Source organism: Paenibacillus sp. MT124, from assembly GCF_058792755.1.
Map to the genome: position 1 here is coordinate 5,062,242 of NZ_CM179500.1, position 16,594 is coordinate 5,078,835.

Below are 16,594 nucleotides of genomic sequence, written 5' to 3' on the forward strand. Positions count from 1 at the left end.
ACTTACGGGAGCTGTAACCTTCTTGGACAAGATCCACATTGAATGGCTTCCAGGCCCCGTAAGGCTGCCGAATCATTTTCATAACTAAACTTACTTTAACGCAGGCTTGTACGAGCTTATCTGGCTCCCTGAATCGTTATGATCAGCTCTTCCAGTTTCACGGTTTGCTGTTCACCTGTATCCATCGCTTTGAGTGCAATCTCTCCACGTTCCAGCTCATCATCACCAAGAATCGCCGTATAACGGGCTTTGTAACGATCTGCTGATTTCATTTGAGCCTTCATCTTGCGCCCCAGATAATCACGTTCACCCGAAAGACCGGACTGACGAAGTTTGAACAACAGACGGTTTACTTCCCGATCTGCAGCTTCTCCAAGAGCAACAAAGTACACATCAAGTGGAGTGAGGGCACTTACATTAATGTTTTGGTGTTCCAGTATCAGTTGGATACGTTCCAGACCAATACCAAAACCGATGCCCGGTTGATCCGGTCCGCCGATGTCTCCAACGAGGCCGTTATATCTGCCGCCGCCACCTACGGTATCAATGGCACCAATCCCCTGGGCCTTCAATTCAAATGCTGTCATGGTGTAATAATCCAGTCCGCGCACAAGACGCGTATTCACTGCATAGTCCACGCCGAAATCATCCAGGAAACCTTGAACTTTGGCAAAGTGGTTTGTTGCTTCCTCGTCCAGGCTATCCAGAATGGAAGGTGCACCGACAAATTTGTCCTGATCTACCTTACAATCAAGGACGCGAAGCGGATTGCGTTCCATGCGATTTTGGCAATCCTTGCACAAGGTGTCCTTCATCGGTCTCAGGAAGCCCAGCAGCTCTTCACGATAGGCAGCACGGCTTGCCGCATTACCCACCGAGTTCACTTCAACTTTGACATCCTTCAACCCCAGCTCAACACAGAACTGATAACCAAGTGCGATAACCTCTGCATCAATTGCCGGATCTATTGCTCCGAATGCCTCTACCCCGAACTGGTGGAACTGACGCTGGCGTCCAGCTTGCGGACGCTCATAGCGGAACATGGGACCTACATAATAAAGCTTCGTTACATCTGGCTCCCCATAGAGCTTATTTTCTACAAAAGCACGTACAACACCAGCAGTTCCTTCCGGACGAAGTGTCATGCTGCGATCGCCCTTATCCTTGAACGTGTACATTTCTTTTTCAACGATGTCAGTTGTTTCGCCTACCCCTCGCTCAAACAGTGAAGTCTGTTCAAAAATGGGTGTACGGATCTCCCGGTAATTAAAACGGCGACACAGATCCTTAATTTTCTCTTCGACAAACTGCCACTTCTCTACTACGCCCGGCAGCAAATCCTGTGTTCCCGTTGGTTTCTGAAAAGCCATCTTCATCCCTCCAGCCTCTATTTTCTCTATATAACAAAAAATCCCTCGCCCTGTCGCTGCATACAGCAAACAAAGGGACGAGAGATTGTGTATATACATTCACCCGTGGTACCACCCACATTCCGGAACTCCTGACACTTTCGCCGTTCAGGGGATCATCTGATCGTAAAGGACTGCCTTGCAAAAATCCGATCAGACCATCGTTCCGCTCTACGTGTAACGCACGTCCTGCGCAGGCCGGCTAATGGCTATCAGAATCAGCTCTGATGTGTTCGCCGTCTGTTCTCGGGGAAGTCATTCGTCCGCTCATCAAGAGAATCCTTACAGCCAAGGGATTCCTCTCTGTTCATGTGGGCACGGAGTACTTGGTCCCGTCATCAAATCAGTAATATAATTCAAGAAAACGACTGATATTGACTATAGTCAACATATTATTTTCTGATTGTAATGAACCGCAGTACTAAAGTCAAGGGCTAACATCAAAAGACAGCAAAAAAAAGCCTGCACACGGTGTGCAGGCTCAAAGGATATATAAAAAAAGGGGGTCATGCTTGTTATTATAAACGCCCTATGTTAAAGCCTTATGTAACTAATATTACAGTAATATTACAAAAATGATAGCGCTTTATATTTATAAAAGTAAACTTATACAGAAGAGCCCTTGTGATCGCGCTGACATAATTGAAGTCAGGCGTCGCAGGGGCTCTTCCATGATCTACACGTTAATTCAATTCTTCCACATAGGCATTGTTGGAGCGAAGCTTATGAACAATTTCATCATAATCCTCATCCTGGACTTTGGCAGACAAAACATAATGCAGATCATCATAATCGTCCGAGGAGACGTCTGCTGCTCTGAGCAGGTCACCGTCCGCATTCACATTGTCGTGTACATCCCGGTCCCGGTCAGCATTACGATCCACATTACTAACCACTGGAACTACATTCTCACTTGCTGGAACTCCAGGTGCTGTACCGACACCCATGGCTCCATTTGTACCTGCGCCACCCGCTGTATTATAAGGCACCAGCGGCAGTAAGATGCGTTTGTCTCTGCCAATCGCACTGTCCAGCTGTCCTACCTCCAAATGCTCGGTTCGAAACGTCTGAAGTGAAGTTCTAGCACCCTCCGCCTCATCTTCGGTTCGAAAATATGCCTGAATATGCTTTGCCATGTCAAACCCTCCTTTGTCGGAATAAATTACATCATGTATTTGTGCAGATTAACTTGATAAACAAGTTAAATCGTTTACCTGTGACCGATTATATGACTTTCAACAGTTCACGAACAAATGCAGGCTCATCGGCTGGTGTTCTCGATGTAATGTAATTGCCGTCCACTACAGCCTCATGATCCTTAAATTCAGCACCTGCATTGACCATATCATCCTTAAGTGGCGGATAGGACGTAATGGTTCGCCCTTTGAGCAGGTCAGCGCTAGCCAGAATTTGCGGGCCATGGCAGATTGCTGCGATTGGCTTCTTCGCACTGTTAATCTCCGTTACAAACTTCAGGATGTTAGCATCCGTGCGCAGATTTTCAGGAGAAGATCCCCCTGGAATGACTACAGCGTCATAATCTGAAGCCGACACTTCTGCAATCGCCTTGTCTGAAGTATAGGAAGCCTTACCACCTTTACCTTTAAGCGTTTCTCCTGCCTTCAAACCGATGATTTCCACTTCGTGTCCGGCTTTTTTCACCTCATCATATGGAACCTGCATTTCCGAATCTTCAAAATCGTTCGCCAATAAAAAAGCAACTTTACTCATAACGTACGTTCTCCTTTCCGTGTTCGAAAAATCTTTTCGTATTCGGGTTTTGCAGAATTTAGCAATCTACAAATTCAGTAAATCCATGTACAAACCCTGAACCTCGGCACGATCCAGTGCCTCGTGTTGTTATTACCCTAACTGCAGCTGTTTATAACAGCTTAAGCAATCGATCATTGAGTTTCTTTCCAATACGGAAACAAAAACATCACATAAAAAAAGCCCTGATTCAAGTATCGAATCAAGGCTTTCGGCTCTGCTGCTATACGACTAAGCTTTCAACATATAAAATGACTGCTTGCTCACAGCTTTATTTTTATCATAACTAGGCACGCGGCAGGTGACTCTGTTCTCCCTTGTCCGAATCCTGGGTCGACCAGATCGTAGCCACGCATTCAGAAGCTGCGCGAGCCAACTTTAGCGACTCATACAGATTCCCGGGAATAAGCAGTGGTTCCATACGTGAACGTGTTATCTTGGCAGATTGACGCATAGTGAGAGATACTCCTTTGATCAGCTTATGCTAGCACTAGAACTATCCCTCATTATGGCCTGATCCCGGGTGAATTATGCACGTGCTTCCTGACGGAGCGGGCTCTCCAGCATTAAAGTCACGGGCCCCCAGTTGGTGAAGGACACATCCATCATGGCTCCGAATCTCCCTGTTTCCACCTGAATGCCTTTATCCCTCAATAGTTGATTAAAGGTCTCGTATAACACCTCGGCCGCTTCTGGCCGGGCTGCAGCCGCAAAACTCGGGCGTTTCCCTTTGCGACAGTCACCATATAGTGTAAATTGCGAGACCGAAAGGACTGCGCCACCCACATCCATCAGGCTAAGATTCATCTTTTCCTGATCATCCTCGAAAATGCGAAGTCCTGCCACCTTGTCTGCAAGATACACTGCATCTTTCTCCGTGTCTTCATGAGTAATACCTACGAGCAGCATGACCCCGGATTCAATCCGTCCCGTTATATCGTCACCAACTGTAACCTGAGCCTCTTTGCAACGTTGTACAAGCACTCTCATCTGACGGGCTCCTTACTGCATAATCCGATGCACGGAATAAACATCTTTTACCCGTTTGATCCGTTCGACGACAGAATGCAGATGCTCTGTATTGCGGATCAGGATTGTAACGTGCACCAATGCTAATTTATTTTTGTCTGTCCGTCCGGTGACGGCAGATATATTGGTTTTACTTTCGGAAACGGCCTGAAGCACTTCATTGAGCAGTCCATTGCGATCATGTCCGGTAATCTCAATGTCCACACTGTAGTTGGCCTCAATATTTTCTTCCCATTCCACCTCAATGACGCGCGCTGCTTCCTCTCCATCCCCGCTTGAAGGAATGTTCGGACAGTCGCTGCGGTGCACGGATACCCCCCGTCCGCGCGTAACGTAACCGATAATGTCATCACCCGGGACAGGATTACAACAGCGTGCAAAGCGAACGAGCAAGTTATCGATGCCTTTGACACGTATGCCGTTCGTTGGACGATTCTTGCGTTCAGGTGCCGGCTTCAGCTCCCGCATTTCGGAATTCAATTCGAGCAAGCTCGACTCTTCCTGTTCCTTGCGCAATTTCTCGGTTGCTTTGGTTACGATCTGCGCAGCGGTAATACCACCGAATCCAACCGCTGCAAGCATGTCATCAATATCGTTAAATGCGTATTTTTTGCATGCTTCCATCAATTTGTCATCCGTCATCCATGCAGAAGGATCAAGTCCCATACGTTTCAGCTCGCGCTCACAGCTTTCGCGGCCTTTTTCAACGTTTTCTTCGCGGCGTTCCTTCTTGAACCATTGCTTGATCTTGGCTCTCGCATGGGATGATTTCGCAATTTTGAGCCAATCCTGACTTGGACCATATGAATGTTTGGACGTCAAAATCTCAATGATATCTCCAGTCTTCAAATGGTAATCAAGTGGAACGATACGACCGTTGACTTTGGCTCCAATTGTACGGTTACCCACTTCGGTATGAATTCTGTACGCAAAATCCAGCGGCACGGAACCTGTAGGCAGCTCAATGACTTCACCTTTTGGCGTAAATACAAATACCAAATCAGAGAAGAAATCCATCTTAAGGGATTCGACAAATTCAGATGCATCCTGCGCTTCATTTTGAAGCTCAAGAATTTCCCGGAAGAACGTAATTTTATCTTCAAAATTATTTCCGGTTGCTGCACCTTCCTTATAAGCCCAGTGGGCCGCAATCCCGAATTCGGCAGTACGGTGCATATCCCATGTCCGAATCTGAACTTCAGTCGGCTCCCCATTCGGGCCCACCACCGTTGTATGGAGCGATTGGTACATGTTAGCCTTAGGCATGGCAATATAATCCTTGAAACGCCCAGGCATCGGCTTCCATAATGTGTGTATAATGCCGAGGGTAGCATAACAATCTTTGATATTATCCACAATAATACGAATCGCAAGCAGATCGTAGATTTCGTTAAACTGCTTGTTCTTCGTTGTCATTTTTTTGAACACACTGTAAATATGTTTCGGACGACCAGACAGATCTGCCTGAATTCCCATCTCATCAAGCTTGGTCGTGATTCCATCCATCACCGTATCGATGTACTGCTCACGTTCTGCACGCTTCTTGTGCATCAGATTTGCAATACGGTAGTATTGCTGCGGATTCAAATAACGGAGAGCAATGTCCTCCATTTCCCATTTGATCGCAGATATACCCAAACGGTTGGCAATGGGACAGAAAATCTCCAGCGTCTCATAAGAAATCCTGCGTTGGCTTTCTTCCGATTGAAATTTGAGTGTCCGCATATTGTGCAGGCGGTCAGCCAATTTGATAACGATGACACGGATGTCCTGCGCCATGGCGATGAACATTTTACGATAGTTTTCGTTCTGCTGCTCTTCCTTGGAGCGGAACTGAATACGTTCCAGCTTCGTCAAGCCGTCAACAAGCATGGCACACGTATTGCCGAAATGAGTGCGGATTTCTTCAAGCGATACCGTAGTATCTTCTACAACATCATGAAGAAGCGCTGCAATAATGGAGATGGTGTCCATCTGCATGTTCACAACAATGTCGGCAACCGCAAGCGGATGCAGAATATACGGTTCTCCCGATTTACGCGTCTGTCCATGGTGGGCCTGATCAGCAAATTCGTAGGCTTCACGTATGCGCACCAGATCGGGTTCTTTGATATAAGCTCCGGCCTTCTCGAGTAATTGCTCTATGCCCATTCTGATCTGTTCCGTGTCCTTTCTATACAAAATGGAACCCGTGACAAATGCATCAACACAGGTTCCCCGTAAAAGTAATTTCCTATAATTATGACGCTTCGCCCGTTTCCCGTCAACTGCTGACGATTAAGAGCATATATCCAATATTTTTAAAAGAATTTATGACTGGTCCATCCATGTCTCCATAATCCGCTTAACGGGATTAAACCGTGCCTTTATCTTAAATATTATGGCCATTTATATTCGAAATAGAATCAATATTTGCTAAAAAACGTACATTCGAAGCCGAATCGCAAAAAATGTTATTGCTTAATTAAGAGAAACTCTGTAATCTATTGAAGATTTGTGTTTCGGAAAAGGAGATGAATGTTCATTGCAACGCGAAATTCAGGTTAATCAGAAGATGCCACTAGGATCTGGCTCCCTGCTCAGTCTGCAGCATTTGTTTGCCATGTTTGGCAGCACGGTGCTTGTACCCAACCTGTTCGGGGTTGATCCAAGCATGATCCTGTTAATGAATGGTATCGGAACATTGCTTTACATATTAATGTGCAAAGGCAAAATACCAGCATACCTGGGCTCCAGTTTTGCTTTTATCGCTCCCGTATCGTCTGTTCTGGCTTCTCATCCAGACAACGGTTACTCTATGGCCCTCGGAGCGTTTATTGTAACAGGCATTGTATTCTGTCTTGTCGCTCTTATTATCAAATATGCCGGGACAGGCTGGATTAATGTTGTGTTCCCTCCGGCAGTCATGGGAGCCATCGTAGCCCTGATCGGTTTGGAACTCGTGCCTGTTGCAGCTGGCATGGCTGGGCTGATCAACTCTGACCCTGTGAACAACCCCAACTGGGTTCCTCAGGCCAAGCCCATTATTTTATCCATGGTAACTCTCGGTATCACTGTAATCGGAGCCGTAACCTTCCGCGGATTCCCCAAAATCATTCACATTCTGATCGGGATTGTATCCGGATATGTACTTGGGTACTTTATGGATGCAGTTGAAACGGAAAAGATTGCAAGTGCTGATTTGATTTCCATGCCAACGGTCACCACACCAACGTTTGACTGGTCCGTTATCTTCACTATTTTGCCCGTAGCTCTCGTAGTTATTGTAGAGCACATCGGACATTTGCTCGTAACGAGCAGCATTGTGGGCAAGGATCTCTCCAAAGACCCTGGTCTCCATCGTTCCCTGCTCGGAAACGGAGTTTCCACTATCCTGTCCGGTTTTGTTGGATCCACGCCGAATACAACGTATGGTGAAAATATCGGTGTTATGGCACTTACAAGAGTTTATTCCACTTACGTTATTGGTGGCGCAGCCATCATAGCGATCGTGCTCTCGTTTTCAGGAACATTCTCGGCGCTTGTTGCCAACATTCCGGTTCCGGTCATGGGTGGTGTATCCCTGCTTCTGTTCGGTGTCATTGCCGCATCCGGTCTGCGTATCCTGGTCGAGCAAAAAGTAGACTTTGCCAAACCAACGAACCTCTTGCTGACAACGCTTGTACTTGTGATCGGACTCAGCGGAACTCAGGTATCCATTTATGGAGTACAATTGAAAGGCATGGCACTGGCTACTATTGTAGGTATCCTGCTGAGCCTGTTGTTCAAATTGTTTGAAGTACTCGGATGGTCTAATGACCAGTCGGAAAAACAGCCGCTGACAGAGAAAACCCCAGACTAATGTCCTTGGTCGGATCATAATCATCCGCGTTCGGGTTACCTACAAACATAGATACCAAAAAGCCTGCTCTCTCAATTCATAGGAAATGAGAAAGCAGGCTTTTTAATAATCATTAATGCTGTATATTATTTCCCGGGAAACGGGAGATGCACTTTAAAGTGATAAGACAGCACGCTTGCAGGGATCTTAGTAGTTCATCAGCGTAAATACATCGATCTCCGGCAATTTGGCACGTCCATTCAGGTCAGACAGCTCAATCAGGAATGCCGCACCTACAACTTTTCCTCCCAATTGTTCAATCAGGTTAACGGAAGTTGCAATCGTTCCACCCGTTGCCAGCAAATCGTCAGCAATCAGGACGTTTTGTCCTTTTTCAATTGCATCGGTATGCATCGCAAGTGTATCCTTGCCATATTCGAGATCATAACCTACTTCAATCGTCTCTCCAGGCAGTTTTCCACTTTTGCGAATCGGAGCAAAGCCGACACCAAGAGCGTATGCCAGAGGGGCGCCCACAACGAAACCACGTGCTTCAGGTCCAGCAATGACATCAATTTTGAGATCAGAAACCATTACTTTCAGCTCATTGATTGCCTTGCGGTACATTTCTCCATCCTTCAACAATGTCGTAATGTCCTTGAAGCTGATTCCCGGTTGTGGAAAGTCAGGAATGACACGAATATACTCTTTAAAATCCAAAATAATCTCCTCCTAAAATAAATACACAACTTCCATCTAAGATACGCCCTTCATCCGGGATATCATCCATTGTGTCAGCTGCGGTGTAGATGCATCCAGCAGTACCTGTTCTGTCTCGGCCATATTTTCCAATGCCTGATAATGACGGGACGAGGCCAGATCGCGTTTGGGCGGGTTATCCACAAACGATATTTTGCCATCCTTGCGGGTGATGAACGATAACTCTTCAAACACATCCAGCATCATGGTAATCATACGCGGCGAACATCCACACTGACGACTGAGCACAGGAGTAATCTCTTGTTCCTCTACCGGTTCAGCTCTCCATTTCGACACCAGCATATAAATACGCTTGAAGAGGTCTCTGGAAGGCATCTGAAGGCGATCTCGGCGGTTGCCTGATCCGTGCAGAAGGATGATATTCTCGGCTCCGCTGAACATGGCCAGCATGGCATCAAGTTGTTCCGGGGTTTCCGGCGTATCAAACACAAATAACGTCCGGACCTGTTCCTGTCCATAATGCTGCGCTGCAGCATTATACGGAAACAACCCGACCTTTCTATCATATACCCAAAGGCACGGTTCATACAATGAATTTCCCTCAGAAACATGGATATCCTTCCGGACAATCGCACCTATTGAGCCAGATGTATACCTTAGATGTACTTCAAGTGAATCAAGGAACTGCTTCATCGTGTTAAGTGGATCGGCATTCCCACGCAAATCGAAGACTTGAGCATGTGGAACATGAATGTCCTGAAGCATCAATTGCGGTTTGCGCATCCCGTTCCATTCATTGATGGAAAATTCGCCCATTACATCAATAAGAGTACCCACAGGTAAAAATTCGGCTAAAGCTCCCTTGCCAAAGGCAACCGTTTCAAGCTGCTGCCCGTCTTGTTCGAGAACCAGTTTCAGATGTCGTTTCTCCCGGCCCATCGTTCGTGTTTCTTTTACCATGACATTCCTCAAAACAAAACGAGGCGAAGGATTGCTCATGCCGAAAGGTTGAAGTCTGTCAATTTCCTGAATGACTTTCAGCGGCACGTCACTAATTCTACACTCGTCATCTGCCAGTCGCTCAGGCATAAAATCCGCTTCCGTCAGAACGGCGGCTGCAAACTCATTCAACCCCGATTCCAGCTCTTCCAGCTGATCCCGATGAAGAGTCATGCCTGCCGCTGCCGGATGTCCACCGTAGTGGTCCATTGTATGTTTACAAGCGGTAAGTGCCTCATAGATATCCAGGCCATCAATGGAGCGGGCAGAGCCTTTGCATACACCCGTCTGAGGGTCTATTCCCAAGATGAGTGTCGGACGATAATAGCGTTCCAGTATTTTGGAAGCCACGATGCCCACAACCCCCACATTCCAGCCTTCTCCCGCAAGAACGATCACATCGGGAACTTTGCCGGACCACAGCTGAATTTTATGTTCCAACTGCACGCTGGCTTCCTGGACAATGCCCTCGACGACCTGCTGGCGTTCCCGATTCAACAGATCGAGTTGGCCTGCAAGCATATGAGCCTCATCCAGATTCTCGGTGGTAAGAAGCGAAACAGCTCTGCCTGCATGATCCAAACGACCACTGGCATTAATACGGGGAGCCATCGCAAAGGCAATGTTCACCGATGTAACCTGGCTTTGATCCACGCCGCTAATCTCAAGCAGCGCACTTATGCCTGGCAGACGTGATCCCCGCATGGACTCAACGCCATAACTGACAATAACCCGATTCTCTCCTTCAAGCGGCATGAGATCGGCGACGGTGCCAATGGCAGCAATCTCCATCCATTCGCCGGGCACCTCACCGATCAGGGCTTGGGCGAGTTTCAAGGCTACTCCCGCGCCGGCCAAGCCTTTGAAAGGATAGGGACAATCGGGAAGTTTGGGATTAATCAAAGCAAACGCTTCTGGAAGAGTCTCAGGCGGTTCATGATGGTCTGTTACGATGACTTCCATTCCAAGTGTTGCCGCATATGCAATTTGATCTACAGCACTGATTCCTGTATCAACCGTAATAATTAGACTAACCCCTTGCTGATGGGCCCAGTCCAGCGCATGATTGTGCAATCCATAGCCTTCATTGGACCGATGAGGGATGTAGATATCATAGGATGCCCCAAGATGCCGCATTAAATGGATCATCAGCGAAGTACTGGACACACCATCTGCATCGTAATCTCCATAAATTAAAATATGTTCACCACGCTCGAGCGCAAGCCGGATGCGGGGTACAGCTTCCTTCATGCCCCGAAGCAGATAAGGATCATGCATCTGCCCCAGATCGGGATGAAGAAACCGCTCTGCCTCAGTTTCATTATGGACTCCCCGGCTAACCAGCAAACGGCCAACAAGTGCTGAAACGGAAAGCGCCTGCGAGAGTCCCGCAGCCGCCTCCAAATCGATATTCGGTGTGTTCCACCGGTATTGCGAATAAAGCAATGATAACGCTCCTTTCCTGATCTACGGGACCCGCGCTTCATTACTGAATTAATGTCGCTTCATGATCGGGCAGTTCATGATTGGATTTGTATGGATATCCCGGATCATAAGGGATAGCCTGGATTTGTACTTCTTTTACATGACTAAACCGGGTTAATAGCAAGGTCTTGGCACGATTGGCAATTTCCTGTGCTTCCAACACCGAAATTCTCGGATTCACACTAATGACCAGTTCAACGGTTACAGCATGTTCCTGTTCCCGGGCAGTCAGATGTTCAATCGTAATAACACCATAAACCCGTTGTACCGTTTCCTTGAAATCCATGGCCTCTTCCTGTTCCAGTTCCTGAACGAGCGAGCCATAGACGGTATCTACAATCATACGGTAACCCTTATGAAGGACGAAGCAGGAAGCAATAAGTGCAGCCGCTGGGTCCATATACAGCAGCACATGAATCCCCATCGTTTCACCAGCCATTGAACCTGCAATGCCTACGAGTACGGTGAGAGAACAATAGAGCGCACGGCGATGTTCCTGAGCATAGGACAGTGCCTGCGACTGATTGCGCCTACGGTAATATCGATATTGAAATTGGAAAATAGCTTCTTTCACAGCAAGTGCAGCAAAAGCTGCGATAAGTGCATGATCGTATTTTGCCGATTCGCCAGGCTCATCCCCGGTCAATCCGGTCAGAGCAGAGATTGCAATCTGGAGGCCTCCCATAAGGATCAAGACGGACAGCAGCACCGTAATCCCGGGCCTCGCCATGCGCGAATGCTCTCTGGCCTTCTCCCTGCGAGCTTTATTCCTATCCTGTACAGACTTCGAGGGGAAGAGACCTGCCAGTGAGGAAGCAGCTTCCGAGGCAGAATACAGACCATCGGCAAGCAGCGATTTGCTGTTCGCCATATAACCGACGCCAGCCTTAATCACTGCAAGTGTCATATTCCCGGCAATACCACTCCACGTTGCCGCTTGAGCAGCTGGAATACGTTCTCTGGTCATGAAAATTCCCCCTTAATTCTGTACCTAAAGTTGCAAAACCGCGCCTGACAGACGCGGCTTGCAAATAAGATGTTTAGTTGGATGCTTTGGCAGTTGCTTTAGGCTTTGTTGTCTGCTTGCCTTTGAGTGTAAACCACAACGGTGCTGCAATAAAGATGGAAGAGTATGCGCCGAACAATGTTCCGATTACCATTGCAAGCGAGAACATGCGAATGGACTCTCCACCGAAGATAAACAAGCAAAGTGACGCAATAAACACCGTAAATGTCGTATTTAATGAACGCGTCATTGTTTGCGATAAACTGCGGTTAACTACTTCACGCAAATCAGCTTTTGTTGTTTTCTTAGCAAAACGAAGATTTTCTCGAATCCGGTCAAATATAACGATCGTATCATTAATCGAGAATCCGACAATCGTCAATACAGCTGTAATGAATGTCAAATTCACTTCAAGTCGGAAAAGAGAGAAAACACTAATCACTACAAATGCATCGTGGAACAGAGAAACAACTGCTGCCACAGCAAAGCGCCACTCAAACCGAATAGCTACGTAGATCATAATCCCGATACTTGCAATGAGGACCGCATAGATTGCGTTACGCTCAAGCTCTTTAGCCATTTCCGGGTCTACGGTATTGACTTCATAAGAAGCCTCTGGGTCCAGCTTGGTGAAGTCTTCTTTGAACTTGCTCTCTTGTGTCTCATCCAATACGTTGGAGAAACGAACGTTAACTCGGTCGGCACCTGGTGTAATGTTAACATCGCCTTCATTCACACCAATGTCTTTGATAATCGGAGTAATTTGTTCTGAAGTAATTGCCTTGGATACGGTAATATCCACATTCGAGCCTGATCGGAAATCAACCGCATAATTCAATCCAAGGGAGAACAAACTGATAATCCCTGCCAAAGTTAAAATAATGGAGAACGTATAGGCAATTTTACTGCCCTTAATGTAATCAAAGTTCCAATTAAAGCGCACGAATTTCACTCTCCTTCACTCCGAAGTACTTAGGCTTCTTCAACACGTTAGCCCGCACAAGCAGGGTCAACAGGAAGCGGGAGAAGAAAATATTCGTGATAATGCTGGTGACGATGTCAAAAATCAGCACGAGCGCGAAACCTTTGACTGCACCTGTACCCAGGAAAAACATAACGGCCGCAGCAATGATGGTTGTGATATTGGAATCGATAATGGTACGGAAGGAATGTTTGCTTCCCGCCTTAACTGACGACAGAATCGATTTACCACTCCGCATTTCTTCCTTAATCCGCTCGTACGTAATGATGTTGGCGTCAACTGCCATCCCTATACCCAGAATAAATGCAGCAATACCCGGAAGGGTAAGCACAAATTCGCCCATATAGAAGATCGCGAGTACCAGCCACGTATGTGTAATCAAGGCAAAGCTTGCGATGATCCCCGGAATGCGATACAGACCAATCATGAACACTAAAATAATAACGGAACCGATCAAGCCTGCTTTAATCGTTTGGTCGAGTGATAATTTACCCAGCGTTGCTCCAACGCTTTGCGAGTATTTCTCTGTAAGTTTCAGAGGGAGTGCACCCAGGTTAATGGTATCACGCAGCTGGTTTGCTTCCTCACGCGTGTAACTGCCTGTGATTTGCGCCGAACCGTCCGTCAATTGCTGCTGTACGGTTGGGGCAGAGAGCAGCTGATCATCCAGATAGATGGCCAGAGGTTGTCCAATAAGGCGCTTTGTAATTTCAGAAAATTTCGCCTTATCCTTAACCTGAATGTCAATCATCGGTTCATTCAGCTGATTGAAAGTCACTTTTGCGCCGTTCTCAACAAATTCGTTTCCTCGAAGCTCGATCTTTGTGTACTCGCCTTCCTTGTCATTCTCCGCTTTACTACGGAAGGTCAGGACGGCAGGTTCTTTCATTTTGGCTCTTACTTCAGCCTCGTCCGTAACACCAGCCAATTTCAAACGAATCCGGTTGGTTCCTTCAGTGGTTACTTCCGGCTCGCTTGTTCCGAGCGCATTGGCACGGCTTTCCAGACTTCTTGCAGTTTGTACCAAAGAAGCTTTGGTAACTTGCTGCCCTTGTTCCAGCGGCTCTGCTTCATATAAGATCTCGTAGCCTCCCTTTAAATCAAGGCCCAAGCGAATATTTTTGAGCAGGCCCGGACTTGTGCCCAACATGACTCCTGTGGTCACAAGCACGACCAGAATGAAACTGATAATTCTCTTCATGCCGTTCCTAGATCCCCCTTCATTCTCAATATTCCTATTATAGCGATGCCGTAAAAAGCAGTCAATTTCCAACACAAAAAGATCCCTTTCGTTAGAAAGAGGACCCCCGGTATGCAGAAACGGTCATAAAGTTCATAAAGCTTGTTGCTTTCAGTGACAAAATGTCGTTCACCAATTGATGAAGCGGTGGAATGCCCTGTTTTTCATATTTATGACTAACGCAATTCCAGACATCTTTGCTGGTCACATATTCGTACCCGACGAGCCTTAATTCCTCCGCCTTGCTGCGACATAACATCTCAATGGATTCTTCCAGCTCCATATCGTTCATTTCTTCCAAGCGGGGAGCGCCTCCCTTCTTACGCACAAGCCTTTATGCGGCATCAATATTACATAATTCGACTTCATATATTCAGATTCCTGCTTGCCCGATCTGGATCTTTTTGTTAATGAAGTCCAAGTTGTCATGAGAAGACAGTGGACTGGCATAGGATGAAGAACAACGGCTTTGTCCCGTTTACGAGACCTGTTACTTTCAACCGGGAAAGAGGGGTAGTTTTGAAGAAACAGACATTTATCCAGGGAGCCATGATCCTGCTTGCAGCAGGCATTATTAATCGCATTCTCGGTTTTATCCCCCGTATTGCGCTGCCTCGCGTGATCGGAGCAGAAGGGGTTGGTTTGTATCAGCTGAGCTATCCTTTCTTCATCGTACTTGTGACGTTGATTACCGGAGGCATACCGCTCGCCGTTGCCAAACTCGTTGCGGAAGCAGATACAGGGGCCAATCGCTATTCTCCCCAGCGCATATTACAGATTAGTCTAAGCTTCACCTTGACCCTTGGCGTTATTTTCATGTTTCTGTGCATTGTCTTTGCCCCGTGGGTTACACGTTATGTTCTGACGGATGAGAGGGTGTATCATACGTTTGTGAGCATGAGTCCGATGATTGCAATCATAGCTGTATCCGCGGTGTATCGCGGGTATTTTCAGGGCAAGCAGAATATGATTCCTACTGCCGCTTCCTCCATTACGGAAACCATTGTACGCATTATTTGCGTGATCTGGTTCTCTTGGCTGCTTCTCCCGCAAGGTATTGCCCAGGCAGCAGCAGGGGCCATGCTCGGGGCCCTCGTTGGTGAATTTGTCGGCATGCTTGTACTGCTATGGAATTATAACAGATATAAAAAGGATCCTGAGCGCTCCAATCATCTGATCCCACCAAATGCAAATGTCCCTTCACCCACAATACCCATTGATTCAAATGCATCACAAACAGGATTGATCAGGCGACTCCTGGCCATCTCTGTACCCGTAACAGCAGGCCGACTTGTAGGATCACTTTCCTACCTTGCTGAAACCATTGTCACCGCTCAGAGTCTGGCTCTTGCAGGCATATCCCGTGGACTGGCCACCGCTCAATATGGTGCGTTACAAGGCATGATCATTCCGCTACTGCTTCTGCCGGGTGCACTCACTTCATCACTTGCCACATCACTTGTTCCCTCCCTGTCTGAAGCATCCGCACAGGGGGATCGGGCGCTCATCCATAAACGAATGCACCAGGCACTGCGGCTTGCCCTCGTCACAGGTGCCCCTTTTTCTGTTTTTATGTATGTGCTTGCCGAACCGATGTGTTTAGTACTGTATAATGATGCATCGATTGGAAGCATGCTTAAACTCATGGCTCCTTTTGCTCTGTTTATCTACATCCAGGCACCTCTTCAAGCTGCTCTGCAGGCACTCGATCGTCCAGGAAAAGCTCTTCTCAATACATTTATCGGTGCGGTCATTAAAATCACTTTGATTTTGCTGCTAGCATCCAAACCTGAATACGGCATTTTTGGTGCAGTAATTGCGATCTGTGTGAACTCAACTGTGGTTACTCTTTTACATGCCAGAAGTGTGCGCAATTTGCTTCAGTTCCGGTTCAAATGGATGGATTGGGTCAAAACAGCAACCGGCATGGTTATTATGGGAGCAGCAACCCTTTTGGTTTATGAACATACGGCCATTTTGCTGCCCTTCTGGCTGAGAATGATCCTTGCCCCTCTTGCTGGTCTTATTGTTTATTTTATTGTGATGGGCATGACCCGCATGATAGACTTTCACGATCTCTCCCGGATGCCGATCATTGGTTCCTGGTTCCAACGGCGTTCTCGGAAATAAAAAG

14 protein-coding genes are annotated in these 16,594 nt (G+C 47.1%); 2 read left to right on the forward strand and 12 right to left on the reverse strand.

Going from position 1 to position 16,594, the window contains the following annotated elements:
* Nucleotides 1-116 precede the first annotated feature (116 nt).
* The 6 genes from hisS to AC3RCI_RS22880 all read right to left on the reverse strand — a co-directional run bounded on the left by hisS (nucleotide 117) and on the right by AC3RCI_RS22880 (nucleotide 6,359).
* Nucleotides 117-1,370: a histidine--tRNA ligase gene (gene hisS / locus AC3RCI_RS22855; protein WP_492526564.1), complete on the reverse strand. Its 1,254-nt coding sequence runs from the start codon at nucleotides 1,368-1,370 to the stop codon at nucleotides 117-119.
* Nucleotides 1,371-2,092: 722 nt separating this feature from the next.
* Entirely contained in the window at nucleotides 2,093-2,545 is a 453-nt protein-coding gene (locus tag AC3RCI_RS22860) for a hypothetical protein (RefSeq protein ID WP_492526566.1), read from the reverse strand.
* Nucleotides 2,546-2,633: 88 nt separating this feature from the next.
* A complete protein-coding gene (locus AC3RCI_RS22865) occupies nucleotides 2,634-3,140 on the reverse strand; it encodes a type 1 glutamine amidotransferase domain-containing protein (RefSeq protein ID WP_127538624.1) in 507 nt (168 codons plus the stop codon).
* A 325-nt stretch (nucleotides 3,141-3,465) separates the two neighbouring features.
* Entirely contained in the window at nucleotides 3,466-3,633 is a 168-nt protein-coding gene (locus AC3RCI_RS22870; protein WP_153979744.1) for a hypothetical protein, read from the reverse strand.
* 74 nt (nucleotides 3,634-3,707) lie between these two features.
* Nucleotides 3,708-4,169 (reverse strand): D-aminoacyl-tRNA deacylase, encoded by a 462-nt coding sequence (gene dtd, locus AC3RCI_RS22875; protein ID WP_492526568.1) that lies wholly within the window; start codon nucleotides 4,167-4,169, stop codon nucleotides 3,708-3,710.
* A 12-nt stretch (nucleotides 4,170-4,181) separates the two neighbouring features.
* Nucleotides 4,182-6,359, reverse strand: a complete 2,178-nt coding sequence (locus AC3RCI_RS22880; RefSeq protein ID WP_127538623.1) for a RelA/SpoT family protein — start codon at nucleotides 6,357-6,359, stop codon at nucleotides 4,182-4,184.
* A 373-nt stretch (nucleotides 6,360-6,732) separates the two neighbouring features.
* On the opposite strand from AC3RCI_RS22880, the gene uraA reads away from it, so the two are divergent.
* Nucleotides 6,733-8,049, forward strand: a complete 1,317-nt coding sequence (uraA, locus tag AC3RCI_RS22885; protein WP_492526569.1) for a uracil permease — start codon at nucleotides 6,733-6,735, stop codon at nucleotides 8,047-8,049.
* Between the two features lie 186 nt (nucleotides 8,050-8,235).
* Here the strand turns inward: uraA and AC3RCI_RS22890 are convergent, their stop codons facing one another.
* From AC3RCI_RS22890 to AC3RCI_RS22915, 6 genes are all read right to left on the reverse strand, one after another.
* Nucleotides 8,236-8,748, reverse strand: coding sequence for an adenine phosphoribosyltransferase (locus tag AC3RCI_RS22890; RefSeq protein WP_095289483.1), 513 nt, complete (start codon nucleotides 8,746-8,748; stop codon nucleotides 8,236-8,238).
* Between the two features lie 36 nt (nucleotides 8,749-8,784).
* Nucleotides 8,785-11,193, reverse strand: coding sequence for a single-stranded-DNA-specific exonuclease RecJ (gene recJ, locus AC3RCI_RS22895; protein WP_492526571.1), 2,409 nt, complete (start codon nucleotides 11,191-11,193; stop codon nucleotides 8,785-8,787).
* Nucleotides 11,194-11,233: 40 nt separating this feature from the next.
* Nucleotides 11,234-12,199 carry a cation diffusion facilitator family transporter gene (locus AC3RCI_RS22900; protein WP_095289481.1) on the reverse strand — a complete coding sequence of 322 codons (966 nt, stop codon included), beginning with the start codon at nucleotides 12,197-12,199 and terminating at the stop codon, nucleotides 11,234-11,236.
* Between the two features lie 73 nt (nucleotides 12,200-12,272).
* Nucleotides 12,273-13,181, reverse strand: coding sequence for a protein translocase subunit SecF (gene secF / locus AC3RCI_RS22905; protein WP_492526573.1), 909 nt, complete (start codon nucleotides 13,179-13,181; stop codon nucleotides 12,273-12,275).
* Entirely contained in the window at nucleotides 13,171-14,421 is a 1,251-nt protein-coding gene (gene secD / locus AC3RCI_RS22910) for a protein translocase subunit SecD (RefSeq protein WP_354482026.1), read from the reverse strand. The genes secF and secD overlap by 11 nt, the downstream gene beginning before the upstream one ends.
* Nucleotides 14,422-14,512: 91 nt before the next feature.
* Nucleotides 14,513-14,752, reverse strand: a complete 240-nt coding sequence (locus AC3RCI_RS22915; protein WP_095289489.1) for a post-transcriptional regulator — start codon at nucleotides 14,750-14,752, stop codon at nucleotides 14,513-14,515.
* Between the two features lie 227 nt (nucleotides 14,753-14,979).
* Here AC3RCI_RS22915 and spoVB point away from each other — a divergent pair, with 227 nt between their 5' ends.
* Nucleotides 14,980-16,590 (forward strand): stage V sporulation protein B, encoded by a 1,611-nt coding sequence (gene spoVB, locus AC3RCI_RS22920; RefSeq protein ID WP_492526575.1) that lies wholly within the window; start codon nucleotides 14,980-14,982, stop codon nucleotides 16,588-16,590.
* Nucleotides 16,591-16,594: the final 4 nt, after the last annotated feature.